At 61.1% G+C, this 26,669-nt stretch carries 25 protein-coding genes; 18 read left to right on the top strand and 7 right to left on the bottom strand.

What is annotated here, in order from left to right; genetic code table 11:
- The first annotated feature begins 9 nt into the window (after positions 1–9).
- Positions 10–1,872: a glutamine--fructose-6-phosphate transaminase (isomerizing) gene (gene glmS / locus FBY03_RS06120; RefSeq protein WP_147171310.1), complete on the top strand. Its 1,863-nt coding sequence runs from the start codon at positions 10–12 to the stop codon at positions 1,870–1,872.
- A gap of 419 nt (positions 1,873–2,291) precedes the next feature.
- Positions 2,292–2,954: a class I SAM-dependent methyltransferase gene (locus tag FBY03_RS06115; protein ID WP_147171309.1), complete on the top strand. Its 663-nt coding sequence runs from the start codon at positions 2,292–2,294 to the stop codon at positions 2,952–2,954.
- Between the two features lie 331 nt (positions 2,955–3,285).
- On the opposite strand, the gene FBY03_RS06110 is transcribed toward FBY03_RS06115, so the two are convergent.
- The 4 genes from FBY03_RS06110 to FBY03_RS06095 are packed head-to-tail and all read right to left on the bottom strand — an operon-like array spanning position 3,286 to position 7,873.
- Positions 3,286–5,940, bottom strand: a complete 2,655-nt coding sequence (locus tag FBY03_RS06110) for an ABC transporter permease (RefSeq protein ID WP_147171308.1) — start codon at positions 5,938–5,940, stop codon at positions 3,286–3,288.
- On the bottom strand, positions 5,937–6,614 hold the full coding sequence (locus FBY03_RS06105) for an ABC transporter ATP-binding protein (protein WP_147171307.1): 678 nt from the start codon (positions 6,612–6,614) through the stop codon (positions 5,937–5,939). The genes FBY03_RS06110 and FBY03_RS06105 overlap by 4 nt, the downstream gene beginning before the upstream one ends.
- A complete protein-coding gene (locus FBY03_RS06100) occupies positions 6,607–7,317 on the bottom strand; it encodes an ABC transporter ATP-binding protein (RefSeq protein ID WP_218570758.1) in 711 nt (236 codons plus the stop codon). The genes FBY03_RS06105 and FBY03_RS06100 overlap by 8 nt, the downstream gene beginning before the upstream one ends.
- Positions 7,271–7,873 (bottom strand): hypothetical protein, encoded by a 603-nt coding sequence (locus FBY03_RS06095; RefSeq protein ID WP_147171306.1) that lies wholly within the window; start codon positions 7,871–7,873, stop codon positions 7,271–7,273. The genes FBY03_RS06100 and FBY03_RS06095 overlap by 47 nt, the downstream gene beginning before the upstream one ends.
- Before the next feature lie 358 nt (positions 7,874–8,231).
- Between FBY03_RS06095 and FBY03_RS06090 the strand changes: the two genes are divergently transcribed.
- Positions 8,232–8,600, top strand: a complete 369-nt coding sequence (locus FBY03_RS06090; RefSeq protein WP_147171305.1) for a hypothetical protein — start codon at positions 8,232–8,234, stop codon at positions 8,598–8,600.
- A 152-nt stretch (positions 8,601–8,752) separates the two neighbouring features.
- Here FBY03_RS06090 and FBY03_RS06085 read toward each other — a convergent pair whose 3' ends face one another.
- Both FBY03_RS06085 and FBY03_RS06080 read right to left on the bottom strand, forming a co-directional pair.
- Positions 8,753–9,601: an FTR1 family protein gene (locus tag FBY03_RS06085; RefSeq protein ID WP_147171304.1), complete on the bottom strand. Its 849-nt coding sequence runs from the start codon at positions 9,599–9,601 to the stop codon at positions 8,753–8,755.
- A gap of 17 nt (positions 9,602–9,618) precedes the next feature.
- On the bottom strand, positions 9,619–9,972 hold the full coding sequence (locus tag FBY03_RS06080; protein WP_147171303.1) for a cupredoxin domain-containing protein: 354 nt from the start codon (positions 9,970–9,972) through the stop codon (positions 9,619–9,621).
- 441 nt (positions 9,973–10,413) lie between these two features.
- On the opposite strand from FBY03_RS06080, the gene FBY03_RS06075 reads away from it, so the two are divergent.
- The 13 genes from FBY03_RS06075 to FBY03_RS06015 all read left to right on the top strand — a co-directional run bounded on the left by FBY03_RS06075 (position 10,414) and on the right by FBY03_RS06015 (position 22,059).
- On the top strand, positions 10,414–11,145 hold the full coding sequence (locus FBY03_RS06075) for a histidine phosphatase family protein (RefSeq protein WP_147171302.1): 732 nt from the start codon (positions 10,414–10,416) through the stop codon (positions 11,143–11,145).
- A 60-nt stretch (positions 11,146–11,205) separates the two neighbouring features.
- Entirely contained in the window at positions 11,206–12,027 is an 822-nt protein-coding gene (locus FBY03_RS06070; RefSeq protein WP_147171429.1) for a phosphatase PAP2 family protein, read from the top strand.
- A gap of 536 nt (positions 12,028–12,563) precedes the next feature.
- Positions 12,564–14,060: a glycosyltransferase family 39 protein gene (locus FBY03_RS06065; RefSeq protein WP_147171301.1), complete on the top strand. Its 1,497-nt coding sequence runs from the start codon at positions 12,564–12,566 to the stop codon at positions 14,058–14,060.
- Positions 14,057–15,055: a glycosyltransferase family 2 protein gene (locus tag FBY03_RS06060; RefSeq protein WP_147171300.1), complete on the top strand. Its 999-nt coding sequence runs from the start codon at positions 14,057–14,059 to the stop codon at positions 15,053–15,055. The genes FBY03_RS06065 and FBY03_RS06060 overlap by 4 nt, the downstream gene beginning before the upstream one ends.
- Positions 15,052–15,438: a GtrA family protein gene (locus FBY03_RS06055; protein WP_147171299.1), complete on the top strand. Its 387-nt coding sequence runs from the start codon at positions 15,052–15,054 to the stop codon at positions 15,436–15,438. Before FBY03_RS06060 ends, FBY03_RS06055 begins: the two co-directional genes overlap by 4 nt.
- Positions 15,435–16,226 (top strand): ChbG/HpnK family deacetylase, encoded by a 792-nt coding sequence (locus tag FBY03_RS06050; RefSeq protein ID WP_147171298.1) that lies wholly within the window; start codon positions 15,435–15,437, stop codon positions 16,224–16,226. The genes FBY03_RS06055 and FBY03_RS06050 overlap by 4 nt, the downstream gene beginning before the upstream one ends.
- A gap of 290 nt (positions 16,227–16,516) precedes the next feature.
- Entirely contained in the window at positions 16,517–17,014 is a 498-nt protein-coding gene (locus FBY03_RS06045) for an ATP-dependent zinc protease (protein WP_147171297.1), read from the top strand.
- 41 nt (positions 17,015–17,055) lie between these two features.
- A complete protein-coding gene (locus FBY03_RS06040) occupies positions 17,056–17,874 on the top strand; it encodes a hypothetical protein (RefSeq protein WP_147171296.1) in 819 nt (272 codons plus the stop codon).
- A 253-nt stretch (positions 17,875–18,127) separates the two neighbouring features.
- A complete protein-coding gene (locus tag FBY03_RS06035) occupies positions 18,128–18,379 on the top strand; it encodes a hypothetical protein (RefSeq protein WP_147171295.1) in 252 nt (83 codons plus the stop codon).
- 72 nt (positions 18,380–18,451) lie between these two features.
- Positions 18,452–19,297 (top strand): DUF692 domain-containing protein, encoded by an 846-nt coding sequence (locus FBY03_RS06030; RefSeq protein ID WP_147171294.1) that lies wholly within the window; start codon positions 18,452–18,454, stop codon positions 19,295–19,297.
- Positions 19,288–20,073, top strand: coding sequence for a DNA-binding domain-containing protein (locus tag FBY03_RS06025; RefSeq protein WP_147171293.1), 786 nt, complete (start codon positions 19,288–19,290; stop codon positions 20,071–20,073). Before FBY03_RS06030 ends, FBY03_RS06025 begins: the two co-directional genes overlap by 10 nt.
- 81 nt (positions 20,074–20,154) lie before the next feature.
- A complete protein-coding gene (gene cfaB, locus FBY03_RS06020) occupies positions 20,155–21,336 on the top strand; it encodes a C17 cyclopropane fatty acid synthase CfaB (protein WP_147171292.1) in 1,182 nt (393 codons plus the stop codon).
- 135 nt (positions 21,337–21,471) lie between these two features.
- Entirely contained in the window at positions 21,472–22,059 is a 588-nt protein-coding gene (locus FBY03_RS06015) for a LysE family translocator (protein WP_147171291.1), read from the top strand.
- Here the strand turns inward: FBY03_RS06015 and FBY03_RS06010 are convergent, their stop codons facing one another.
- On the bottom strand, positions 22,060–22,890 hold the full coding sequence (locus tag FBY03_RS06010) for an AraC family transcriptional regulator (RefSeq protein ID WP_147171290.1): 831 nt from the start codon (positions 22,888–22,890) through the stop codon (positions 22,060–22,062). It lies immediately after the preceding gene.
- Positions 22,891–23,030: 140 nt separating this feature from the next.
- On the opposite strand from FBY03_RS06010, the gene FBY03_RS06005 reads away from it, so the two are divergent.
- A complete protein-coding gene (locus FBY03_RS06005; protein ID WP_147171289.1) occupies positions 23,031–24,785 on the top strand; it encodes an ATP-binding protein in 1,755 nt (584 codons plus the stop codon).
- Positions 24,786–25,029: 244 nt separating this feature from the next.
- Positions 25,030–26,382, top strand: coding sequence for a sigma-54 dependent transcriptional regulator (locus FBY03_RS06000; RefSeq protein ID WP_147171288.1), 1,353 nt, complete (start codon positions 25,030–25,032; stop codon positions 26,380–26,382).
- The last annotated feature ends 287 nt before the right edge of the window (positions 26,383–26,669 follow it).

Raw genomic sequence — 26,669 nt, 5'->3', positions numbered from 1 at the left:
GAGAAATCTATGTGTGGCATCGTGGGCGCCGTCGCCGAACGTAATATCACCGCCGTGCTGGTAGAAGGCCTCAAGCGCCTGGAATACCGCGGCTATGACAGTGCCGGCGTGGCGCTGTTGAATGACCAGGGCCAGCTCGAGCGCCGTCGCCGTGTGGGCAAGGTCAGCGAGCTGCAAGCGGCGCTGAACGCTGAGCCCTTGGCCGGTCGTCTGGGCATCGCCCACACGCGCTGGGCCACCCATGGCGCGCCGAGCGAGCGCAACGCTCACCCGCATTTCTCAGGTAGAGAGCCCGGTAGTGAGCTGGCGGTGGTGCATAACGGCATCATCGAAAACCACGATGCCCTGCGCGAGCAACTGAAGAGCCAGGGTTATGTATTCAGCTCGGACACCGACACCGAAGTCATCGTCCACCTGCTCGAGCAGAAGCTGCAAAGCCTGGGCGACCTGGCCGCTGCGCTGAAAGCCGCAGTCAAGGAGCTGCACGGTGCCTATGGCCTGGCGGTGATCAGTGCCAAGCAGCCGGATCGTTTGCTCGCCGCGCGCAGCGGCAGCCCGCTGGTGATTGGCCTGGGCCTGGGCGAAAACTTCCTGGCCTCCGACCAGTTGGCGTTGCGCCAGGTGACTGACCGCTTCATGTACCTGGAAGAAGGCGATATCGCCGAGATTCGTCGCGAGAGCGTGCAGATCTGGGACGTTTCCGGTGAGCCGGTGCAACGCGAAAGCGTGCAGTACCACGAAGGCGCGGAGGCCGCCGACAAGGGCGAGTTCCGCCACTTCATGCTCAAGGAAATCTTCGAGCAGCCCAAGGTGGTGCAGCGCACCCTGGAGGGCCGTCTGGGTTCCGATCACGTGTTGGTGCAGGCCTTCGGCCCCCAGGCCGCCGAGCTGTTCGCCAAGGTCAAGAACGTGCAGATCGTCGCCTGCGGCACCAGCTACCACGCCGGTATGGTCGCCCGTTATTGGCTGGAAGGCCTGGCGGGTATTCCCTGCCAGATCGAGGTGGCCAGCGAGTTCCGCTACCGCAAGGTGGTGGTGCAGCCGGATACCCTGTTCGTCAGCATCTCCCAATCCGGCGAAACCGCCGATACCCTGGCTGCACTGCGCAACGCCAAGGCGCTGAGCCCGGAGCAGGGCGGTTACCTGGCCAGCCTGTCGATCTGCAACGTTGGCATCAGCTCCCTGGTGCGCGAATCCGACCTGTGCCTGCTGACCCAGGCCGGCCCGGAAATCGGCGTGGCCTCGACCAAGGCCTTCACCACTCAGCTGGTCGGATTGATGCTGCTGACCTTGTCCCTCGGTCAGGTGCGCGGCACATTGGACAAGCGGCTGGAAGCCGAACTGGTGGATGAACTGCGCCGCCTGCCGACCCGCCTCGACGAAGCCCTGGCGATGGATACGATAGTGGAGAAGGTGTCCGAACTGTTCGCCGAGAAGCACCACGCGCTGTTCCTCGGCCGCGGCGAGCAATACCCGGTGGCCATGGAAGGTGCGCTCAAGCTCAAGGAAATTTCCTACATCCACGCCGAAGCCTACCCGGCCGGCGAGCTCAAGCACGGCCCACTGGCCCTAGTCGACAGCGACATGCCGGTGGTCACGGTGGCGCCGAACAACGAACTGCTGGAAAAGCTCAAATCCAACCTGCAGGAAGTGCGCGCCCGTGGCGGCGAACTGATTGTGTTCGCCGACCAGCAGGCCGGCATGAGCAACGGCGAGGGCACCCACGTGGTCAACATGCCGCACATCCACGACGCCCTGGCGCCGATCCTCTACACCATCCCGCTGCAGCTGTTGTCCTACTACGTCGCCGTGCTCAAGGGCACCGACGTCGATCAGCCACGCAATCTGGCCAAGAGTGTCACCGTCGAGTGAGGCGGTGGTGAAAAAGGCTCAGCTAGTTTTTGAGACAGGACAAAATAGCCCGCCACTTAGCATAATGTTTTGACTCGATAGCCAGCCCCCTACCTCAGGGGGGTTCCATTTTTAGGCATTCATTACTTATCCGATTCCGCTCCAGCAACTCATGTTCGGTAGTCGGTAGACAAAGATTCGGACTCCAGCTTTCTGCCTGCGTTTTCTAAGCGGACGCAACGTCTGCAGCAGACTAGTGGGTCAACAAACCTTTCAGACTTTTTTCACCGAATCTTGACCTTGCCCAGCCGACACTGCATCTATCCGTAGGTAACGCCTGCTCTCCGCGCGGACTCCCCCAAGTCCACCATTATCGGGCGCGGCGGAGCAAGGCCGCTGTCTAGCCAAGGAGACCTTTTCACCTGCTGGAGCCAGCCACCATGCATTCCCATGTCAAGTCTCTGTACCGTGGTCGTAGCAAGTACGACAAACCGACGGCCCAGCGCTACGAGGAACAACGTCAGGTCGCTAAACACGCCGCAGAAATGCGCCTGATTGATCGTGCATTTGCCCACATCCCACGCACCCACCGCGTACTCGATGCCCCTTGTGGTGGTGGGCGGGTGACTGCTCATCTGGCGGGTAAGGGTTACGCCGTGAGCGGCGTCGATCTGTCCCAGGCGATGCTGGACATTGCTCGAGCCAACCTGTCCGCCCAGAAACTCTCCTGCACGGTCGAGCAGCAGGACCTTGAACACTTGACGTTGGCCAATCGCAGTTTCGATACGGTCATCAGCTTTCGGTTGTTTCACCACTTCCCTGAGCCGCGTATCCGGCAAAGGGTGATCGGTGAGCTGTGTCGCGTCGCCGAGCACTACGTCGTTCTCTCCTATTTCAGCCCCGCGTCCGTCACCTCGCTGAGACGCCGCCTGCGTGAACTGCGCGGTGGTCGGAAATCGGAAAAACATTCGACTTCATTGAAGGAGATCGACATCTACTTCCAGCTCGCAGGTTTTCGCCTGGTCAAAGATTTCGCCCGACTACCGCTACTGCACACTCTGCATCTAGCACTCTTCGAACGTGTCGATGCTGGTCCCACCTGATCAGTTTGCACAGTCGAGAAAGTAGCTGTTCAGGCTCATTGGCAGCGCTCATTGCGCCCTGAGTTCAACCATATGTGCCAACGCAGGTTGGTTAAGGACTCATGACAATTTCACTGGCTCAGCCGTCGGTATTGCTGGGGCGACGAGCGTCCCGGCGCGGCGACTACGCTGCGCAGCACGGAACGCAGGTGCAAGATATTCTTTACCATGTACAACCGGGTGGCTAGGCGTAGGGGCGCTCCTTCGAGCAGAGCGCCTGAAAACGCCTCCCAGTAGCCGTAGTGCGAGTTCGCACGGACGCTGAAAGCAGGGCTCGCAGATACGGCTTTTGCTAGAACTCGCGCATTCGCTGTACTGCCGGGACGCGTGTTTCCCACTGGGCGCCAAGCACTGCGCAAACAACTGAAACCAGCGCCACACCGACCAGGATGACCAAATAGAGCCACGGCACGCTGAGCGATTCTGGCGGCGGGTCGAAAACCCCGGTCAAGAGCTTGACCAGCATCCAGGCAAGCGCAAAACCGGTCAGTATTCCGCTGCTGGTGCCGATGACAAAGAGCAGTAAGGCTTCGCTCCAGAGAAAGGCGCCGAGCTGACGGGGTTTCGCGCCGAGGGCAGACAGAATGGCGAAGGTTCGTCGCCGGTCGGCAAGCCCGAGCGCGAGAATAAGCCCTGTTGCCCCGGCCACCATGAGCACGGCGAAACCCAGTTCGAGTCGCGTCAGGCCACCAAGATCGACGGCAGTCAAACTGGAGCCGATGAGGTGTTGAGCCTGCGCGAGGTCAGTGACCTTGACCCCCGGCAGCGCGGTGACAACTGCCCGCGCTGCTGAGGCAACTTGCGCGGGAGCCGTGGAGGTCTTCAGTAGCACAACTTCTGCCGCATCGGCATTAGTCTGTCGCGTAATGTAGTCAGCATTGGCCACCAGGAAAGAGTCGCGTGGCGCGGTCGGGAATTCACGTACCACGCCAATGAAGTGGAATCGAACCACCTGATACTGATGATCCAGGGCATTTTGCAGCCGCAGGTTGAGCTCATCGCCGACCTGTAATTGGAAATCATTGACGGTTTCTTCCGAGACGAGAATGCCGTCAGGCGTTTGCGCGAGCAGGTCGAGCGTTTGTTTTGCATTTGCGCCGGCGAAGTAGGCATTCGACATCCTCGTGGCATCGCCGATGGACCCGGCGTCTATGCCATACAGGTCCTGCAAGTCGGTACCGACGTAGGCAAGCCGGTGCTGCATCGGTTGCGCAGCGCTCACCCCGGGCAAGGCGGAGAGCTCCTTCAGTTTCATTGATGCGGGGGCCTGTGAGGTACCGGTGACGGTCACGTCCGCGCCGTTCGTGAGTTCTGCATCGACCCGCGTCTGCGCGTTGTAGGTGGTGTTAAAGACCGCGGTCGATGTGGCAAATGCGAAGGCCAGCGCAATCAGGACGATACCTTGGGTCATGCGCTTGCGCTGGCGGCTGATGGCGGCGGCAACGACTCCGGCGAGGGACCCCGCGATAGGGTTCAGCCACTTGGCCAGGCGTTCTCGACCGCGGTCGAGCCCCAGCAGACAAAGCCGGACTGTCAGCAGCCCGAGACCAAGCCAGAGCAAGACGGGCGCGAGAAACGCCGGATATTCCACCGATGACGACGGCGTCCCTTCGGGGGCCAGGACGACCTGATACCCCGTGCTCCATGTTCTCCAGAAGATCAGGGCCGACAGGACCAGGAGCATGAAATCGACGCCAAGGCGTTGCCAGAGTCGGGCGCGTTCCTGGCCGATCAGCATCCGGGCCGTCGCGACGGTTGTATGCCTGGCATCCAGCCATGCAGTGGCGAGAATGGCGGCTGGCGCGAGCACAATGCCTGCCAGGGCTGCGCCTGTGAGCCAACCGATGGCGGAGACCGCAAAAATACCAACGCCGAGCAGCAGTCGAGACAAGAGTGTCGCGAGGAGCAGTCCGGCAGCGGTGCCGACGATGCCGATGCACACTGCTTCGACTGCTGCCAACTGCAGGATTTGTGTGCGTGAGGCCCCGCGAATGCGCAACAACGCCTGATCGCGTCGCCGCCGAGCGGCGCCGGAAGCCACCACCGCCAGCGACAGGAAGGCCGCCAGGAGTACGCCCGGGGCGCCGAGAAATAGAAACAGCACTCTGGCATACAGCGCATCGCTGCGAACCGCATCGAGTCTCGCCGCCAGATTGTCCGCTACCAGGCCAGTGCCCGCGATGCGTGCCTCAAGATTTCTCGCGGCATTCTGTACCGCGGTAAAGGCGGCCTGGGGTTCGCTCGGAAGCCCGTCATGCATTAGGCGGGCGTGCAGTTGCAGGCGAACGGAATCCGGCCTGATTGCCGCCTGCGGATCAAACAGGCGATGCCACTGGTCGATGGGCAGCAGCACGACATTATCCGGTGGCGCCTGCGGTGCCGCCCCAACCGGAACGCCGATAGCCTGGAACAGCGAATCGGCATACGGCAAATCGACGATCCCCGCCACCCTGACGTCGGCAGGCTCGAGGCCAGCGCGCTGGATGCTGACAACGTCACCAACGCCGGCATGCAGGTTGGCCGCCGTTTGTTGCGCAATGAGCACGCCAGCCAGGCTACCAAGCAGCCTGCGAACCTGCTGCGGATAATCGCTGGCATAGGCAGTGGCGATACCCAGCACCTTGCCTGTGCCGGTGGTCTGCACGGTCGCGCCGGTATGGCTCTCGAAACCCTCTACCTCGGCATAGCCGACCGTTTGCAGCCTGGCAACGGCAGTGGCATTTGCGAGGGCAGCGGACATTGCCTGCACGGTTGTTCCAGGGACCAGTTGCACCTGCCAGTCAACCGGCACCCCAGTGATGGCGCGACGCGTCATCGAGGCGCTGCTCTGGGCCAGAAATGCGCCGAGCGTGGCCAACAATGCGACGCTGAGCATGATGCTCGCCGCGGCGCCTGCGAGGCGTAATTTGCGTTCCTTGACCAGGCCGAAAAACCACAACCAGGTCATACGCCCACCAACCTCTTGTCGGCTTCGATGAGGATGCCCTGCTCCATCTGCCAAACCCGCTGCATGCGCTCGGCCACTGCCAGATCATGGGTGGCAATTACCAGTGCGGTCTGGGTCCCGGCGAGATGGGCGATGAGCGCATCGAGCACGGCACGGCCAGTCGCTTGATCCAGTTGACCGGTCGGTTCGTCAGCCAGAATCACCCTAGGGTTTCCAACAATCGCACGAGCCATGGCGACACGTTGCATCTGCCCACCGGACAACTCTTCCGGCAGCTTGAGGGCAAGGTTTTCCAAGCCGAAGATGGCAAGAGTGTTCGCCACTGCCCGGCCGATATCGCCGTTCGCGTTCGCCATGAGCAGCGGCAGGGCCACGTTCTCGTTCACCGTCAATGGCTCGAGCAAGCTCGGCGACTGAAACACCAGCGCAATTTTCTCCGGCAAGAGCGTGTCGGCGGCGCCCAGCGCGGGCCATGTGATGGCGCCGCTGGTCGGTACCTCGAGTCCGGCCATGAGATGCAATAGGGTCGACTTGCCGCTTCCGGATCGGCCGACAAGCGCTACACGGTCTCCCGCCTGCAAGCGGAACGTCGCGCAGGCGACCGCGGCGACGGATACCCCGCTTTGCGGGTAGCAGCGGCCCACCGATTGGGCCTCGATTAGCGAGTCAGACATACGTGATGCGCCCGTCTTGGATGCTGATGCGACGGTCGGCATGAGTGGCGATGACTTCGCTATGCGTCGCGACGAGCACGGCAACCCCTGCGCGACAGCGTTCCATCAAATGGTTCAGGATGGTGGCTTCGGTGGTCGCGTCCACTTCTGCGGTGGGTTCGTCCGCCAATAGCACTTGGGGATTCGACGACAAGGCAAGCGCCAGCCCGGCGCGCGCAGCCTCGCCCCCCGACAGTTGCGAGGGGTAGGCCTGGCGTTGTCGGGTAAGGCCGATCACCGCCAACAGTTGCTCGATGCTCTGTCGATTGGATTGCCCAGACAGAGACATCTGCAGTTTTATATTGGCCTCCACCGTAAGGTGATCAAACAGGTTGCCCGTTTGCATCAGCATACCGATATGTCGAGCTCGCAAAGCGGCGCGGGCTGCTTCGGAGCGCCGCGACATACGCTGCCCCATCACCTCAACATGCCCGCCATCCGGTTCGTCTAACCCAGCGAGGCAAGCCAGCAACGTGGACTTGCCGCTCCCGGATGGCCCCATCAGGGCGACGAATTCGCCTGCCAGGAGCCGCAGTGACACTCCGCGCAATGCCGCCGTCTCGTCGTCGCCACGGTGAAAGAATCGGTAGAGTTCAAACGCCTCCAGCGGTCGCACTTCAGCGCCATTGGAACGAATCTGACATGAGTTTCCATTGGTCGGCATTGTCTGCTCCGAGCGGCGCAGAGAGGTCGAGGGTGGCGAGTTTGCCGCCCCGGTAGATCAGGTAACGATTACTCTCCAGCCGCAGCTGCTTGTTGGTGACGGCATTGACTGCGGAATTCGAGGTGTAAACGATCAACAGTGCCGGGTTGGATCTAAGCTTGACTTGGCTGATCGCCTCGATCTTCACCGCGCGACCGGCCTTGAGCAGATCCACAGCCTCGGAATCGGTCGCGGAGGTAACGGTGGGAGCGCGGGAGGCGGCGGTGACGCTGACGTCGATCCTGTTGTACTTGTCCGAAAAGCTTGCCCCATCACTGCGATCCGTTCGCGCCCAGCCCTCTGGCACCTTGAGCGAAAAACCCAAGGGTGACCTATAGGTCACGAAGACTTGGCTGTCGGGAATGTCACCGGGTGGATTTTTTTCAGGCATGGCCGGCCGCTCGGTTGCCATTGCGGGCGTGGCAACTATTTGCACACTGCCGATCAAGGCAGCCAGCGCAAAACAGCTCATGAGTACAAGCAGGAAGTACCGTCTGATCCGACTGCAACCTCGCATGGCGGCTCCTTTGGCTCCAAGTGCGTTGTTACTTCTGCCATACAACAAATCAGTCATTCGTGCGTATACAACTAACTCTGCACGGCACTTTGCCTGGTGTGGTCGCACCGCAGAGCAGTTATTTGCGGGCAGTTTCGAGAGGCTGGAAAGGTAACTCCCCATTGTTTAGTACGCGTCGGAAATTATAGTTCAGGAAACCTGTGCCAACGCTTCAGCCATCTATTCAAAGGCATATTCCGGCATAACGGGCAGTTCCCGTTCTGATTGATCGTGTTTGTGCGGCCCAGGCAGCTCTGGCAACAGATCAAAAATAACACCTCGTTGAGGCTCGTCACTTGCGCCGCTGTTGGTGTTTTCTGTGTTCAGCGAAAAGCATGCGAAGTATTTGCTGCCCACGTACCTTGCTATCGCGTTGTTGCTGGCCTGGCAATGGGTCGACCTGCTCAAATCCAGAGAAGGTTGGCAACGCCAGCAAATGATAGGGCTCCCTCTGGTTGTATTGGTCGGTTTCGTCATTTTTTACAGTATTTTTGAAGGCAAGATATTCGCCTCCCGAGTCCAGGCGCTGCCTGAAATCAGCCAGTTAACCAGCGAGCACTCAGACCTGCCGATCTACAGCCTGGGTCAATCAGATATGCGTCCGGTCTACTGCGTTGGACACCCCATCAGCCGCTCGCAGAAGATGCGGTCATGCCGCATTCTGCAACGGATGCCCTGTTGTTTGTGAAGGGCAAACTACCTGAATCGCTCGCGTCGCTTCCGCACTGCGTAATAGGTCGTTTCAACCCTTACCTGAAGCATCGCGGGGAAGGTCTTTTGATCCATCTGGGCGGTGCCTGTCGGTCCATGAACTGACAGGCACTGTAGGTCCCGCCAGTCCTATCGGCTGTTGCGAGCTTGCCTGAGCGCCTGTGGATAAGTGGGTTTCGGCTGCCCCAACACGCGAACCAACGCGACTATCCCAAGCAGTGTGCCGAGGTAGGCGATCACCTGTATGCCACTAGGTTGTGCGGTATAGCCAATCAACGTGTGCAGCATTTTGCCGACGATGCTGTTCTCGTTAAGCAGGCGCGAGCTGTCCCATAAGGTGTCGCCCAGTGCCGGCAACCAGTCTGCCGCCACGAGAAAGCCAACGCACTGACTCGCCATACCGGCCGCCAGCGCAATGATCATCGCATTGGTCACCCGGAACAGGTGCCGCATCGCGACCCTCAGCAGGCCAAAGTAGATCGCCACCCCGGTTGCTACGCCACCGGCTATCCCGAGCGCGCCACCGGCAAGCATCTGCGGTGCCTGCCCTGGATCACTGGCCGCGATACCGTAGAGGAACAGCACGGCTTCCGAACCTTCGCGCAAAATGGCCACGGCGATCACCACGGCCATGCCGGCCAGCGACTGCTGTCCACTGACCACCGCCTGCCCGAGCACGTTGAGTTGCGCGGACATTTCCCGCCCATGGCGGCCCATCCAGATGCTGTGCCAGGCCAGCATCAGCACTGCGATTAACATCACCGCCGCATTGAACAGCTCCTGGCCCATACCCGAGGCCAGGTCACTGATCACGTCGGCAAAGGCGGCCACCAGGCCTGCGCCGCCGATACCCGTCGCCAACCCCCAGGACACCCAATAACCTCGCCGAGGTACGCCCTTGGTAGCCGCCAGCACAATGGAAACCACCAGGGCAGCTTCGAGAATTTCACGGAAAACGATGAGGGCCGTCGAGAGCATGCTGATGTACGCCAGGCTTATTGAACGATCAGCTGCGTCTTTGACGCCGCCTCATGGTATTCGTCATGGAACTCGTAGGTGCCGGCCTTGAGCGGGCCGATGAAAAAGCTCACGGTTTTGCCGCCAGTGGCCAACTTGCCGCCCTTGAAGTCATCGCTGATGAACTCGGCAGTGCTCTGATCGAGGTTTTTCAGGGTGATCTTGACCTTGGTATCTGCCGGGATAATCAGCGGTGCCGGGGAGAATTGGTGATCCTTTACGGTGAGCTCGAAAGCATTGTCTGTTGCCAGGGCAGGTTGCATGAAAGCGGCCAGAATGCCACCGGCCACCAGAGTCGAGGCAGCCGTGAATGCGCTATTGGTAAATCCCATGATACTCATTCCTATTAGTGTTCAGCGTTCGGGGAATATGCCCAGGCCAATGTGAAAATTTCGTTCAAAAGACGTTATGAAAACGTCCTGGCTTGCGTCCACTGAGCGCCTTTCAACCCGCCTCTCCATGCGCGAGGTTTGCCAGCCGCCCGCTCACATTTGCTCCGCGTACACTGGAAAAGAACGGAGTAGAACCCGCCAACCCTGACTCACAGCCACCGATCAGTCCTGAATCAGGTCCTCCCCGACGCTGCGCTGGTACACATAACGGTCACACCGCTTCGACCTAATTTTCATGTTCACCCCCGTAATCTGCGCCATATGGATCGCTTATCCGGACCTCAGCACCGTCGACTGCAAACCACGCTGGCGCAAAAATGCCTACATGGCGCGGTCTGACATACCTGGAGCGTGAAAGGCGAAGTTATTGTGAAGCCCGTAGTGAATATTGAGAGCAGCGGCCTGCGATGTGATTGGGATTGGCGCCGATATTCCCGCCTACCCTGCATCTGCGCCTTTCTCTGGGCCGCCCTGGTTTCAAGCCTGTCGCTGTTCCAGCCGCCCGCGCCGCGCCAGCTAACGGAGGCTGGCAATTGGCCTGCTGCTCAGTTCAAGGCGCTCTGGAACAGGGGCGAGATCGTTGTATTAGTGCGCCACGTCGAACGCTGCGATCACTCCAGCGCCGTGTGCCTGAACGCTGCAGACGGCATTACCGCGAGGGCCAAAAATGTTGCCGTCCACCTTGGCGGTCACTTCAAGACCCTGGGCCTGGATAATGCGGATATTTTCGCCAGCCCTCTGACCCGCACAGCGCAAACTGCAACCTTCATGTTCAATTCCAAGGTGACTAAGCACGATTGGCTCTATCGCTGTAAAAAGCACCTGCTCAAAGACGTTGCTCAGCACAAACAGGTGCGGCGCAACCTGATTTTGATTACCCACAGCGAGTGCATCGAGCAGCTGGAGCAAGAGTTGCACGTACCCCACAACCAAGTGCCCGGTTATGGCGCTGCGCTGTTCCTCTCGTACGACACTGAAAACGGCCCGACTGCCCTTGGCGTCGTCAACGCGAGTGACTGGCCGGAGTTCCTCACCCGACTCAACCGTGACGGCCCGAGGGCTACCCTGGTAAGCAAATCAATTTCAGGTGGATATAGGCCGGCTACTCGATGAATGAGTGCCACCTTTTCAGAACGGCGAGCACTGCAACCCTCAGCGCCCCCTGGAGTCACTATGAGTCAAACGGTCAGACATCGATTCTATTTGAGTCACGTTGGCATCCCCCTGCTGTGCGCCGCCACGGTCTTCGTCCTGTTCGACCTCAGTAACCTGGATGTGATTTTGAGCAACCTGCTGTACAACCCGGACAGCCACAGCTTTGTCCTACAGCACAGCTACCTGTTTGAACAAATCACGCACAAGTGGGCGCGCATCATTCCGAATTGGACCGGTGAAATCGCCATTATGGGATGTCTGCTCTCGTTTATCTGGCCACGGCTTGATCCGTGCCGACATGCTCGGCTGCTGGGTGTATTGAAACGCTCCAATATATCTCTGGTGCTGGCGTTGGCTGCGCGTCACCGCAAGGACCTGTTGTTTGTCGTCATCGCTTTTGCCGTGAGCACCGGTTGTATTCACTTCTTCAAGAGCCACACCAGCATCTATTGCCCGGTGGAAACCACACTGTTTGGTGGCGCGATGCCCAAGCTCGAGTGGTTTCGCAACTTTATCCTCTGGCACGACGCAGGCGAGGGTCGATGCTGGCCGGGCGGTCATGCCTCGGGAGGATTCAGCATGCTGGCGCTGTATTTCATTGCCCGCCGGCATCGCTGGCGCTACGCGAAAACCTTGCTGAGTGCGGCCTTGGCCTTGGGCTTGGTCTACGGCACGACCCGGGTTTTCCAGGGCTGGCACTACATGTCGCACACCTTCTGGTCGGGCATAGTGGTCTGGCTGTCCATGCTGTTAACCGCCTTGGCTTTCTATGGCCGCCAGGCACTTGAGCAGCCATCCACTGTTGGCAATCCGCCACCCGCGTGCCCAGTCTCCACCTGAGCACAGACAAGCCCACTGGGCACAGCGCCAGTTAGTAAATCTGCTTCATGCCGCGTTGCTCCCGCGCGGGGTCAGCCTGCATGGGTGGCTAAAGCCAGCAGCGTCAGAGCGAGTATCGGCACAAGACTGGCGTTTCACCTCGCCGGATAAATTTCGGTAAGCTCCCCGGCCGTATGGCTTGCTCCACGCAGCAGTACCGAGTCGTCGGCGACCACCCTGGGCGATACACCAGAGTGAACGGGTAACTGCTTCAGGAGTTGACCTTGTCCGCCCCTCGCGACAGGATATTGGTTGTGAGCAGGGTCCCGCCTTGACACTTTTTTTAGATATCCCTCTGTAGACTTCGGGCACTTCGTAATCACTCGCTGAAGCCTTTCCTTGAGCAGCCATTCTCCCGCGTCAATCTCGCATCATGTCCTGGGCTCAGACCCTACGGCTCCTCTGCGACTAAGCTACCGCCTGTCGAACCGTCTTCCAGCATCGACCCCTGGGGTTCGCGGTGGTGTGTTGAAACCCGTTCATCAAGGGACTGACTGATGGAACCTACGACCCAGCCGCAATGGCACCGCACCGCCCTATACGTTCTTTTGGGTTTACTGATACTGCGCCTGGTCCTGATGGCGGTGATCCCTTTAACCGACACCACCGAGGCCCGCTACAGCGAAATTGCCCGCAAGATGCTCGAGACGGACAATTGGGTCACGCTGTTCCACGACTATGGGGTGCCGTTCTGGGCCAAACCTCCGCTGTCGACCTGGCTGTCGGCTGCCGCAATGAAAATCTTTGGCCTGCACCAAATGGCCGCCCGTCTTCCGGCCCTGTTGTTGTCCATCGGCGTGATTGCCCTGACATTCCGCCTCGCCTGGAGACACAGCAGCAAGGATGTAGCCGTCGCAGCCGCCCTGATATTGGCCAGCAGCCTGCTGTTCTTCATCGCCGCCGGTACCGTGATGACCGACCCGGCCCTGATGTTCTGCGTCAGCCTGAGCCAGATTGCCTTCTGGTACAGCATGACCAGCAACAGTCGAGTCTGGCCTTACCTGTTCTTTGTCGGCCTGGGCTTGGGCCTGCTGGCCAAGGGGCCGCTGGCATTGGTGCTGACCGGTTTGCCGATTTTCTTCTGGACCCTGATCCGCAACCAGTGGCTCGGCCTATGGCAACGTCTGCCCTGGATCAAGGGCAGTCTGCTGATGCTAGCCATTGCCTTGCCCTGGTACATCCTCGCCGAGATTCGCACCCCGGGTTTCCTCGACTACTTCATCATGGGCGAGCACGTTGCCCGCTTTCTCGATCCGGGCTGGAACGGCGACAAGTACGGTTTCGCCCACCGCACCGCACACGGGATGATCTGGCTATTCGTCATTGCCGCCATATTCCCCTGGTCGCTGCTGCCGCTGTGGTTGCTGCGTCGCCCAGGCAAGCTGCGGGCAAAGCCGCCGCGCAACGATGGCTGGATGCTCTACCTGTGTCTGTGGACATTGCTGACCCCGGTGTTCTTCACGATGTCCGGCAATATCATCTTCCCCTACCCGCAGCCCATGCTGCCGGGCTGCGCGCTGTTGCTGGCTGAGCTGTGGAACCGCAGCCGCAAGCCGGACCAGCGGGTGATGCTGCCCTGGGTGGCCGCGGCCACTGGCGGACTCTTCCTGGTGCTGCTGGTCGTCAACAGCGCCACTGCAGATCGCTACCTCTCGACTCAACTGGCGGTCATCAACGCCTGGAACCAAGATCACCCCGCCACTTCGAGCAAGCTGGTGTATTGGTCCAAGAGCCGCGCCTTTTCGGCCGAGTTTTACTCCCGCGGACGGGCCCAAACCACTCACGATCTCGACACCCTGACACAGCTGATTGCCAGCCCGACCCAGGACTATCTGGTGATTCGCCAGAAAGACCTGGATGAACTGCCAGGCGATCTGCTCAAGCAGTTCGCGCAAGTCGCGGATAGCTCGGTCAAGCAGGAGCAACTGTTGCTGCTCAAGCAGATAGATACCGTCACACAGCAGGCTGCCCGCAGCCAGGGGGTCGTACCATGAATGCCTTGGTTCTTCCTTACGCGCTCCAACAGCGCATGGCCGATCGCCCGCATGATCCACTGGTGAGCTGCGTCATCCCGGCGTTCAACGAGCAGGACAACATCGTCCCCCTGCTCAAGACCTTGCACAGAGTGCTCAATGAGGCGGGCTGTCGGCATGAATTGCTGGTGGTCGATGACGGGAGCAGCGACAGCACGGTGCCGCGGATCGTCAGCGAGGCCGCAGCGCTGCCTGTGGTGCTGATCCAGCTGTCACGTAACTTCGGCAAGGAAATTGCGCTGTCGGCCGGCATCGACCAGGCCCAGGGTGATGTCGCCGTGCTGATCGACGGCGACTTCCAGCATCCGCCGGAAATGGTCCCGGCCTTTCTCAAACAGTGGCGTGCCGGCTATGACATGGTCTACAGCGTGCGCACCTGCCGTAAAGACGAAGGCCTGCTCAAACGCCTGTTCACCCGGGCGTTCTACAGCCTCTTGAACAGTGGCGCTCGCCATCGCATTCCGGAAAATACCCAGGACTTCAGGGTGCTAGACCGTTGCATTCTCGACGCCCTGCGCCAGATGCCCGAGCGCAACCGCTTCATGAAGGGGCTGTACAACTGGGTCGGCTTTACCCAAGTCGCCATCGAGACCCAGACCCGGCAGCGCCGGCATGGCAAGAGCAGCTTCAATTTCAGTAGCCTGCTGAGATTGGCCATGACCGGGCTGACGGCATTCTCCAACATGCCGCTGCGCATCTGGACGATCATCGGCTGCGTGATTTCGCTGCTGTCGATTGCCTATGCAGGCCTGGAACTCGTACGCACCCTGTTGTTCGGTAATGCACTGCCGGGCTGGCCGACCCTGACTGTCGCCATCACCTTCCTCGGCGGCGTGCAACTGCTGTCGATTGGTATTCTCGGCGAGTACATCGGGCGCATCTTCGACGAGGTCAAACAACGTCCTCGCTACCTGATCAGCCGCATCACTCACCTGAACAAGCGCGACCCAGCATGAACCGACAGTTTTATTGGTTTGCCGTAATCGGGGTGGCCGCCATGGCGACCCACTTTCTGCTGGTCTCGCTCCTCCTGGTACCACTGGGCATGGCGCCGCTGCTGGCCAATGTGCTGGCCTATCTGCTGGCGTTTCAGATCAGCTATTGGGGGCATCGGCGGAAAACATTCGAGGCCGATCATCTGGCCCACAGCCAGACCTTGCCACGTTTCTTTGCCGTGTCCTGCCTGAGCTTCCTGGCTAACGAAGCCCTGTATTTCGCCCTGCTGCACTACACCGCACTGGACTATCGCATCGCCCTGATCGTCGTGTTGATCGCGGTGGCCGCGGTCACCTTCATCCTGAGCAAAACCTGGGCCTTTCAGGAATCGGAGTCGACGTGAAGCACCTGACCCTCTGTGCCGATGATTTTGCCCAGTCCGCACCTATCAGCCAGGCGATTCTCGAGTTGCTCGAGCGCGGCCGACTCTCGGCCACCAGCGTAATGACCCAGTCACCGCTGTGGCCCGGGTTTGCCGGCCAGCTCGAAGCCTTCGCCGGTACCAGCGATATCGGCTTGCACCTGAATCTGACGCACCCCTTCGATGATCACGCGCGGCCGCTGTCCTACTGGCTGTTGCGCAGCCAGGCCAGATGCCTGCCGCGCGCGCAGATTCGTGACCAGCTGCTGCGCCAGATCGACCTGTTTACCGAGCACTTCCAGCGGCTACCCGACTTCATTGACGGTCACCAGCACGTACATGCCTTCCCGGTTATTCGTGACGCGCTGTTCGAGGCCATCGGCATGCGCTGGCAATTCGTGCCGCCATCCTATATCCGCGCGCCGGACCTGCTTGCCGAAGCTGGCGACAGCTGGCTCAAGTCATCGATCTTGAAAGGGGTCTGCCATGGTTTCTCCCGGCAACTGCAGGTGCAGGCGCTGGTCCATCCCCGCTGGTTTGCCGGGCTCTACTCGCTATCCCCGCTGGCGGATTACCCGAAACTCATGCAGCGCTGGCTGAAAGCCGCCCCCCATGGTGGACTCATCATGTGCCATCCAGGGATAACCCTTGAGAATGCCGGAGACCCGATAGGTCCAAGCCGACTCTTGGAGTATTGCTATCTGCTAAGCGATGAGTTTGCCGAAGACTGCACGCAATACAACGTTGAACTGAAGCCGTTCTCTAACTAACGAACTGCTCTTCGAGCGGTACGAGAGCAGCGGCAATTGCCCAGTTGTCGTCTAATTATTATGGGTGCACCCGTGAGCGGTTCTCCCGCTTAGTTCTTCAAGCATTTTTCACATCTTCCTGACACAACCTTCACCGCGTCGAACTTAACCTCTTGGCCACGCTAGTCATTCGGCATGCGGGCTATTTCACTGCTGCATGCCCCATTCATCAGTGACTGCTGCGTTCTACGTTTGCTGTCCGCGGTTAAAGCACCCGCTTGCCGCACTGCAGGACCCAGAGAGGATGTGCAATGCGCGCAAAGGTATGGGCTATTGGGGGGTTGCTGGGAGCATTGAGTGTTATCGCTCAAGCGCAACCGCAGGTATTTGGTTGGGTGGAAGAAGGCGTACTGCTACCCGAAAACGTTGAGGTCAAGGTGAAAATGGACACCGGCGCACTGACTTCCTCGATGGATGCCAGATCCATCGAGCGGTTCAAACGAGCTGGAAAATCCTGGGTGCGCTTCACCATCGACCTGACCGATAACAAGACTGGCAAAGCGTTTATAAAAGAGTTTGAACGTCCCCTAGTTAGAAACATCAAGGTCAGCGGTGCAGGCGGCGTAGACCACCGTCCGGTGGTAACCATGCCGATCTGTCTCGGCAACCAGCGCTACGACGAGCAATTCTCACTGCGCAACCGGGGCAAGATGGTTTATCCCGTCCTGATTGGCCGGCGCACGCTTGAGCACCTTGGGGCGATCGATGTGTCGCGAACTTTTACCGTAGAGCCGCATTGCCCGAAATAACTGCCCCGACTTAATCAACTTCCCTATTTTGGAAACTGGCTATGAATGACTCAAATACTTCACAGGCGGCCTTGATGAACAAGGTTCCAGTAGTGACGTTGGTGTTCTGGATTATCAAGATTATGTCGACAACCGTCGGTGAGACCGGCGCTGACTTTTTGATATTCAAGCTGCATTTCGGGCTGCCAATGACCTCGTTGCTGATGGCGGGCGTATTGTTGATCGCGATGTTTTTGCAACTGCGCACGGACCGTTACATTCCCTGGGTGTATTGGTTAGCCGTGGTACTGGTCAGCATTGTGGGCACCTTGATAACGGATAGCCTGGTTGACACCTACGGTGTGGCGCTGACTACCACCACGCTGTTTTTCAGCGTGGCGTTGCTGCTGACATTTGCCCTTTGGTACGCCAGTGAAAAGACCCTGTCTATTCGCAGCATCTATCGCGGGCGGCGAGAGTATTTTTACTGGACGGCGATCTTGATGACATTCGCCCTTGGCACCGCCGCAGGCGATCTGCTGGGTGAAGAAATGGATCTCGGCTATGCCGTGTCGGCCCTGATTTTTGCCGCCTGTATTGCGGCAGTGGCCGTCGCCCACTATGTCTTTGGTTTTAATCTGGTGGCGACTTTCTGGATCGCCTATGTCCTGACCCGTCCATTCGGTGCATCGTGCGGCGACTGGCTGTCGCATTCGGTCGCCAAGGGCGGGCTGGGGCTCGGCACTGTGGGAACCAGTGAAATTTTCTTGGTGATCATTATTGCTCTTGTGGGCTATCTCACCTGGCAAGAGCGCAGCAATGGCAGGATTCAGCTCGGGGGTAATCCCCAGGGGGTGGCGGACGAGCAAGACGCGTCTTAGCCACGTCTGCTGGGAGCGCAGTCTGCAACCAGCGGATTTCCGGGGTGGCTGAACCTGCCCCAGATTCGGCCCTACAAGCCGAGCCAGCCAGCTCTGATAACCTCAAGCGTTGCCCGGCTGCGCTTGATCGTCGAGTGTCTTGAAGATTTTTGCATGGCGCGTGTAACGCCTGCGAATGACCAGACTCTAGTGCTATGCCTGCATCGAACAAGCCTTGTTCGTCCGGCAACCGAAACCACTCGAGGATCACCGCATGTCTATCACTACTACTGCCACTGGTGCCGCCATCGCTTTCGCCGCGGCTACGCTGTTCGCCAGCCTGTCCACTGTTGTGGCGGCCGAAGAAGCGCAGGTGCATTGCTACGGCGTGAATGGCTGCAAAGGCCAGAATGACTGCAAGACCGCCGCCAACAGCTGCAAAGGTCAAGGCTCGTGCAAGGGACAGGGCTTCAAGAACATGACCCTGTCCGAGTGCAACGCGGCCAAGGGTACCGTCGGCGAGTAAGGGCACACGGAGTGGCCGGCTGCGGCCACTCCAGCCCATTTTCAGGTTCTCACTCGTTCGGGGAGTTGTCGCATGTCCGTTGAGTCAGCGTGTCTGGGTTATGGCCTGGGCCTGCGCAGCACCTACTACCAGGAGATTCTCGAGCAGCGGCCGGATGTCGACTGGTTCGAGATTCTCTCGGAAAATTACCTGGTCGATGGCGGCAAGGCGCTCTACTACCTGGACGCGATCGGCGAACAGTATCCGTTGGTGATGCACGGCGTATCGCTGTCCATTGGCGGCCCGCATGAGTTGGACCGGGACTACTTGCAACGTCTCAAGCACCTGGCGGCGCGGGTCAAGCCGGCGTGGATTTCCGATCATCTGTGCTGGAGCCGTGGCAGCGCGCACCAGCTGCACGACCTGCTGCCGCTGCCCTACACCGAAGAAAGCCTGCAGCACGTCGCCGCGCGCGTGCGCCAGGTGCAGGAGGTGATCGAGCGACCCCTGGTGCTGGAGAACGTCTCCAGTTACCTGCGCAGTGCCGACGATCAGTTCAGCGAGTGGCAGTTTCTCGCCGCGCTCAGCGAGCTGAGCGGCTGCGAGCTGTTGCTCGACGTCAACAACGTCTACGTCAGCAGCCGCAATCACGCCTTCGATCCCTGGGATTTCATCAGCGGCCTGCCACCGCAACGCATTCGCCAGCTGCACCTGGCCGGGCACAGCGATTACGGCAGTTACCTGATCGACACCCATGATCAGCCGGTCAGCGATCCGGTCTGGCAACTGTATCAGCGCACCTTGCGTCACCTCGGTCCGGTGGCGACCCTGCTGGAGCGAGACGACCACTACCCGCCGCTATCCGAGCTGCTGGCTGAATTGGACCAAGCCCGCGCCTTCGGAGCGGCAGCCTTGCCTGCGGTGCCGTCATGCAACTGAATGACTGGCAGCGCGAGATCGAGGCCTACTTGCTCGGCCAGGAGCCGACACCCAACCCGGCGTTGCGTGCCAGCCTGTTGGGTAGCCCGGCGCTGAGCGCCGAAGACGGCCTGGCGATTTACCACAACGCCTACCGCGCGCGGTTGTTGGAAGCCCTGCGCGATGACTACCACGCGGTACACGGCTGGCTCGGCGATGAGGAGTTCGACGCCCTGGCCGGTGCCTATATCGAGGCGCATCCCTCGCAGCACTTCAGCTTGCGCTGGCTGGGCGCGCGCCTCGCGGAGTTTATCGAAGGCTATCTGGTGGCCGAACAGAGCGCGCCGCTCGGTGAACTGGCGCGGCTGGAGTGGGCCTTTACCCTGGCCTTCGACGCGCCTGAAGGCGAGCCCCTGAGCCTGCAGCAGATGGCCAGCCTGCCGGCCGAGGAGTGGCCGACCCTGCAGGTGCGCCTGCTGCCCAGCGTGCAGTGGCAAAGCTGTCGCTATAACAGCGTGGCGATCTGGCGCGCGCTCAAGGACGACGCGACCTTTCCTGGCAGCGTGCTGCTGGAGCAGGCGCAGGTGTGCCTGATCTGGCGGCAGGGCTTGATCAGCCGCTATCGCAGCCTGTCCCACGCCGAAGCGGCGGCCTTGCAGGGTATGGCGGTGGACGGCTGGAGTTTCGCCGAACTCTGCGCGCAGTTGAGCGAGCTCGGCGACAACGCGCCGTTGCAGGCCGCCACCTGGCTGCGCCAATGGCTGAGCGAGGGCCTGCTACGGCGCTATGGCATATAGCCACTGGTTATGGAACCGAAAAGCTGACAAATGAGTCATCTGAACTACCTTTTCAATTATTTTTTAAAGGTGGAGGTTCCTATGCTCGCGTATCTGCCGCCAAACCTGCGTGACCTTCAGCTGCCCCTGCGCTTGCGCCTATGGGACGGCACGGAGCTCGACCTCGGCCCTCAGCCGCGGGTCACCCTGGTGGTCAAAGACCCGAGTCTGGTGGCGCAACTGGCCCATCCCAGCCTGGATGCCCTGGGCGGTGCCTATGTCGAAGGGCGGGTGGAGCTGGAAGGGCCGATGAGCGAAGTGATTCGCATCGGCGATGCCCTCAGTCAGGCGCTAGCGGATGAAGAACCCAGCGAGCTATCGCGTGTGCCCCACGACAAGGACAGCGATGCGGCGGCGGTCAGCTACCACTATGACCTGTCGAATGACTTCTACGCGCTGTGGCTGGACCAGCAGATGGTCTACTCCTGCGCCTACTTCGAGACCGGCACGGAAGACCTCGAGCAGGCGCAGCAGGCCAAGCTGCGCCACCTGTGTCGCAAGCTGCGCCTGCAACCGGGCGAACGGCTGCTGGATGTCGGTTGTGGTTGGGGCGGGCTGGCGCGGTATGCCGCGCGTGAATTCGGCGTCGAGGTGTTCGGTATCACCCTCAGTCGCGCGCAGCTGAAACTGGCGCGTCAGCGGGTCAAGGATGAGGGCCTGGCTCAGCAGGTGCGACTGGAGCTGCTGGACTACCGTGACCTGCCGCAGGACGGTCGCTTCGACAAGGTGGTCAGCGTCGGCATGTTCGAGCACGTCGGCCACGGCAACCTGCCGCTGTATTGTCAGCGCCTGTTCGGCGCGGTGAAGGCCGGCGGCCTGGTGATGAACCATGGCATCACCGCCAAATTCACCGATGGCCGCCCGGTGGGTCGCGGCGGCGGCGAGTTTATCGGCCGCTACGTGTTTCCCGAAGGCGAGTTGCCGCACCTGGCGACCATGACCGCGCACCTCAGCGAGGCAGGCCTGGAGGTGGTCGATGTGGAAAACCTGCGGCTGCACTATGCGCGCACCCTGGAGCACTGGAGCGCGCGCCTGGAAGCGCGCCTGGAGCAGGCCGCCCAGCTGGTGCCGGAGCAGGCCCTGCGCATCTGGCGACTGTATCTGGCCGGCTGTGCCTACGGCTTTGCCCGTGGCTGGATGAGCCTGCATCAGATCCTCGCGATCAAACCCTATGAGGATGGCAGCCACAACCTGCCCTGGACCCGCGCCGACCTGTATCGATGAGCGCAGGACGTCATCTATACGCGCGCTAGTGAATGGAGAAAACCCCATGCCTTGAGCAGGGCATTTTTCTTCAATACCGCGATCTTCACGCCTGTCAGTCTGCGCCTTCTCTCTAGCGACACTGACAGGTATGCGATGACTATTCTGCTTTCCATGGCGGCCTTTGCCCTGGCCGCCTCGATCTCCCCTGGTCCTGTCAATCTGCTGGCGCTGAGCGCCGGAGCCCGCTACGGCCTGCGCGCCAGCCTGCGGCATGTGACCGGGGCGACGCTGGGCTTCACCCTGTTGCTGTTGTGCATGGGGTTGGGGTTGCAGCAACTGCTGAATCAGTGGCCCGCGCTGGCTGTATCGATCCGCTGGTCTGGCGTCGCCTTCCTGCTGTACATGGCCTGTTGCCTGGCGCGTGACGATGGCAGGCTCGGGGCTGGCAAGGCGGCACAGGCGCCCTCGCTGCTCACCGGCGCGCTCATGCAATGGCTCAACCCCAAGGCCTGGCTGGCGTCGCTGGCGGGCATGGGGGCCTACGCGGCGGACGGTGAACTGCGCCTGGTCGGGCAGTTCGCCGCGCTGTATTTCGTCATCTGTTACCTGTCCATCGCCTGCTGGGCCTATGCCGGTGCGTTCCTGCGCCAGTACCTGGACGACCCCCGCCGCATGCGCCGCTTCAATCACAGTCTGGCGTTGTTGCTGGTGCTCTCTGCGGTCTACCTGCTGTGGTCGTGATCAGGCCGGACGGCGGTACTGCCCGGGCGTGGCGGCGAGCAGCTGCTTGAAGGCCCGCTGAAAGTGGGCCTGGTCGGCAAAGCCGGCCGCCAGCGCCACCTCGGCGATCTCGCCGCCGCGCCTGAGCCGGTTTTGCGCGTACTGGATGCGGCTGTTGATCAGGTAGGTGTGGGGCGTCATGCCGTAGCCGCGGCGAAAGGCGCGCGTCAGGTAGGAGGCCGACAGCCCGGCCGCCGCGCAGATGTCGTCCAGCTTGAGCGGCTGGGTGCAATGCTCATGGATGAACTCGGCCGCCAGGCGAATGCGTGGATTGTCCTCGCGTCGGCGCTGCGGCGCCGGCTCCAGGCGTTGCTGCAGTTCGCTGAAGCAATCGAGCAGGGCGCAGTGCTTGTGCAAGGTATCGGCCTGGGGATCGCTGAGCAGGGTGTAGAGGTGATTCAAACCGTTATAGAGCACCGGGTCGTGGCTGAGGGTGGCGGAAAAGGCGTGCAGCGACTGGTTGTGGCTGAAGCCCAGTTGCTGCTGCAGTTCGTTCAGCCAGGCTACATCCACATAGAACATGCGGTAGGACCAAGGCTGTCCGGCCAGGGGGTTGCAGGCATGGACGTCGCCCGGGTTCATCAGCACCACGCTGCCGGCGCCGATCTGTTCGCGGTTTTTTTCGTTGAGGTAAATGCTGCGGCCCTGGGTGACGGTGCCGACGGAGAAGGTTTCGTGGGCGTGCTTGGCGTAGCACTGTTGGCGGCCATCCAGCACGTCCCGCGCCTCGACGAAGGGCAGTGCCGGATCGCGCCAGAAGCGTGGGGTGGTGGTCCGATTGAGCTTTGCCATGTTCGCCCGCCCGCTGGCTAGTATTGGCCGATCCAGGACTATAGCCGGCCGTGGTCATGGCCGAAAGCCTCGCCTGCAGTAGCCTGCAAGCGGGCGTGCTTTGTCTTACCATGCCGGGACTGTCCTGAGTCGAGTCGTGCATGCCTGCGTTCTTCCTGCGATACCGCGTGGTCCTGATCGCGTTGCCGATTCTCCTCGGCCTGTTCGCCAGCATGTGGCTGGCCGGGCGTTATGCCGAGCAGCGCGCCTGGCTGGAGCGCAGCGTCGAGGCGCGCGGACAGTTGCAGCTCTATGCCCAGTCGCTGCACACCCTGGTCGAGCGCTTTCGTTCGGTGCCCGAGGTGCTGGCGCTCGACAGCGATATCAAGTCGCTGCTGCGTGCGCCGCGGGATCGTTTGCTGCGCGACACACTCAATCTGCGCCTGGAACAGCTGAATGCCGCCGCCGGCTCCAACGTGCTGTACCTGCTGGACCGGCAGGGCGAGGCCCTGGTGGCCAGTAACTGGCGCGACTGGAGCAGTTTCGTCGGCAACAACTACGCCTTTCGCCCGTACTTTCAGGATGCCCTGCGGCATTCCTCAGGCCGCTACTTCGCGGTCGGCGTGACCACCGGCATTCCCGGTTACTTCCTCTCCCATGCGGTGCATGACGATGACGGCACGCTACTCGGCGTGCTGGTGGTCAAGCTCGAACTGGAGAATCTGCAGCGCGAGTGGGCAGGCCAGAACGGCGTGCTGTTAGTCGCCGACAGTTATTCCGTGGTGGTGCTGAGTAACCGCCCGGCCTGGCGTTTTCGTGCCCTCAGCGAGCTGAGCGAACAGGCGCGGGCGGAACTGGTCGAGGTGCGCAAATACGCCGAGCAGGCCCTCAAACCACTGCCCAGCGAGCTGCGCCAGCAGATCGATGACGATGCGCAGTGGCGCCGCGTCGATGGCCCGGACGGGCGCCGCGATTACCTCTGGCAGCGCCTGGCGCTGCCCGAGGAAGGCTGGACCCTGCACCTGCTGCTCGAGCCACAGACCCTGGTCGACAGCGTGCGCAGCTACCGTCTGGCCGCCGCCGGGGTATGGATGACCCTGGCCTTCCTGCTGTTGTTTCTCGCTCAGCGGCGCAAGACCCAGCGCCTGCAAGCGGGCATTCGTGCCCGCCTGGAGTCTGAGGTGGCGCTGCGCACCGCCGAGTTGCGCGAAGCCCAGGAAGGCCTGGTGCACGCGGCGAAAATGGCCGCCCTGGGGCAGATGTCGGCGGCCCTGGCGCATGAAATCAACCAGCCGCTGACCGCCATGCAGATGCAACTGGGCAGCCTGCGCTTGTTGCTCGACAGCGGTCGTCAGGCCGATGTGCACGAGGGTTTGCGGCGCATCGATGGCCTGCTGCAACGCATGGCAGGGCTGACCGGCCACCTGAAAACCTTCGCCCGCAAGAGCCCGGCCGGACTCAAGGAGCGCCTGCGCCTGAGCGATGTGCTGGAACAGGCGCTGCAACTGCTGGCGCCGCGTATGCGCAGCGAACAGGTGGAACTGCGCAGCGATATTGATGCCAATGCGCAGGTGCTGGGCGATGCGATTCGCCTCGAACAGGTGCTCCTCAACCTGCTGCATAACGCCTTGGATGCCATGCGCAACGTCGAGCAACGGCGGCTCAGTATCGTGATTCGGCAACAGGGCGATCACTGCCTGCTGAGCGTGGCGGACAGCGGCAGCGGCATCAGTGCCGAGCACCTGGCCAATGTGTTCGAACCCTTCTTCACCACCAAGCCGGTGGGCCAGGGCCTGGGCCTGGGCTTGGCAGTGTCCTACGGCATCGTCCGCGAGCTGGGCGGCTGCCTGGAGGCGGCCAATGGCGAGCACGGCGCGCTGTTCACCATGCGTCTGCCAGCGGCTCCGCACGCGTAGGGTGGGTTAGGCGCATACAGCAGGCCCTCTGGCCTGCGGAAAATACGCCGCGCCGTAACCCACCACTGGCAGCACTTTGTAATTACAACGTGGTGGGCTACGCGGCGCACGGCGTGATTTATCGTCTGCCTGTACAGGGCTCCGCGCGCTCCCCATTCCACGGCTGGTCCCCGCCGAAGACCTTGGTCGCGGCAACAGAATTCGACGCAGGGCGATACACTGCGGGTATTCAGCAGGAGGTGCTATGAGCGGTCAGGTGATTGTGGTCGATGACGAGGCGGCGATCCGCGAGGCGATCCAGCAATGGTTGGAGCTGTCCGGTTTTCGCGTGCGAAGCTGCGCCAGTGCCGAACAGGCCCTGGACCTGATCGATCGCGACTTTCCTGGCGTGGTGATCAGTGATGTGCGCATGCCGGGGACCAATGGTCTGCAGCTGTTGGACAAGTTGCTGGAGTTGGACCGCGACCTGCCGGTGATCATGGTCACTGGCCACGGCGATGTGCCGATGGCGGTGCAGGCCCTGCGCCAGGGCGCCTACGATTTTATCGAGAAACCCTTCACCCCCGAGCGCCTGCTCGAAAGCGTACGCCGTGCCCTGGACAAACGCCGTCTGGTCTGCGAAAACCGCAAGCTGCGTCAGCAGTTCGCCTTCAAGGATCATATCGAGGCGCAGCTGTTGGGGGTGTCGCGGCCGATGGAAAACCTGCGCCGGCAGATCCTCGAACTGGCCGGCACCTCGGTGAATATCCTGATTCGCGGCGATACCGGCAGCGGCAAGGAGCGGGTAGCCCGTTGCCTGCATGATTTCAGCGCGCGGGTGGCAAAACCCTTCGTCGCCCTGAACTGCGCGGCGATTCCGGAAAGCATCTTCGAGAGCGAGCTGTTCGGCCATGAAAGCGGCGCCTTTACCGGTGCCCAGGGCAAGCGCATCGGCCGCATCGAGCACGCCGATGGCGGCACCCTGTTCCTCGACGAGGTGGAAAGCCTGCCGCTGGCGCAGCAGGTCAAACTGCTGCGGGTGTTGCAGGAAAAAACCCTGGAGCGGCTCGGCTCCAACCGCAGCATTCAGGTGGACCTGCGGGTGATCAGTGCGGCCAAGCCGGACCTGCTCGACGAGGTGCGCAGCGGGCGTTTTCGCGAGGACCTGTTCTACCGCCTGAATGTCGCCACCGTACAGATTCCGCCGCTGCGCGATCGACGCGAAGACATTCCGTTGCTGTTCGAGCATTTCGCCCATGAGGCGGCGCTTCGGCATAACCGCGAGGCACCGCCGCTGGCCCCAGGCGATCTGGCCCGCCTGCTTGGACATGACTGGCCAGGCAATGTGCGCGAGTTGATCAACGCCGCCGAACGCCATGCCCTGGGCCTCAGTACGCCTGGCGAGACGGCCGAGGTGGGCGATAGGCAGTCGCTGGCCGAGCAGATGGAGGCGTTCGAGGCGCAATGCCTGCACAACGCGTTGCTGCGCTGCCAAGGCAATATTGCCCAGGTGATGACGATGCTGCAGCTGCCACGCCGCACCCTCAACGAGAAGATGCAACGCCATGGCTTGCAGCGCAGCAGCTATCGGCCGGCGGGGAGTGTCGACGAGGAATAGGCAAGATATCGCCTAGGCTCCATCGTGGGTGGGCGGTTTTCCGCTTATTTCAGCCTGTTTGTTCGCATAAATCCCTCTAGAATGGCCTCCTCAGCCCTTGGCACGGCATCTGCTATAGCTCTTGTCAGCCAAGCGCGTTGTCGCGCTGGCGACTATAAGAAAGACAAGAGGTCAGCCAATGAACTGCCATGCACCCCACGCGAGCCTGACTCGCCCAACTGCTCTTCGCCTCCTCTTGTGCGCCAGGCTCAGGCCCGGTATCGGCGCTTGCCGCTTTCCCCAGCTGC

This window comes from Pseudomonas sp. SJZ079, from assembly GCF_007993865.1.
In the GTDB taxonomy this organism is placed as follows: Bacteria; Pseudomonadota; Gammaproteobacteria; order Pseudomonadales; family Pseudomonadaceae; genus Aquipseudomonas.
This window is presented reverse-complemented; position numbering and strand designations above follow the sequence as displayed.